At 46.7% G+C, this 583-nt stretch carries 1 CRISPR repeat array.

The features are described 5' to 3' along the window. Position 1: 1 nt before the first annotated feature. A CRISPR array of direct repeats spans positions 2-360; the repeat unit is 28 nt; unit sequence CAATCCACGCTCCCGTGAAGGGAGCGAC. Positions 361-583: the final 223 nt, after the last annotated feature.

Here is a 583-nt window from a genome sequence, read left to right as displayed (position 1 = left end):
TCAATCCACGCTCCCGTGAAGGGAGCGACGCCACTCCAGTTGCTTTTGAAATTTCGTATTGCTTATTTCAATCCACGCTCCCGTGAAGGGAGCGACGTTAGATGCATTGTTAGATGCATTGAATCAATTTATTTCAATCCACGCTCCCGTGAAGGGAGCGACTCTCCAGCAATAGCTGGGTTATCCGTCCGACCTTATTTCAATCCACGCTCCCGTGAAGGGAGCGACGTTAGATGCATTGTTAGATGCATTGAATCAATTTATTTCAATCCACGCTCCCGTGAAGGGAGCGACATATCAAGACAGCAAGATCTCTGGTAAACATTATATTTCAATCCACGCTCCCGTGAAGGGAGCGACGTGCTTGATTGTTGTGGTGCTGTTGCTTCTTGATAGATGCATTGTTAGATGCATTGAATCAATTTATTTCAATCCACGCTCCCGTGAAGGGAGCGACGTTAGATGCATTGTTAGATGCATTGAATCAATTTATTTCAATCCACGCTCCCGTGAAGGGAGCGACAGCACCCCTTTCTACTCTTTAGGCATCGTCCAAGGATTTCAATCCACGCTCCCGTGAAGG

It is taken from the genome of Streptococcus sp. HMSC10A01, assembly GCF_001807785.1.
GTDB lineage: Bacteria > Bacillota > Bacilli > Lactobacillales > Streptococcaceae > Streptococcus > Streptococcus gordonii.
This window is presented reverse-complemented; position numbering and strand designations above follow the sequence as displayed.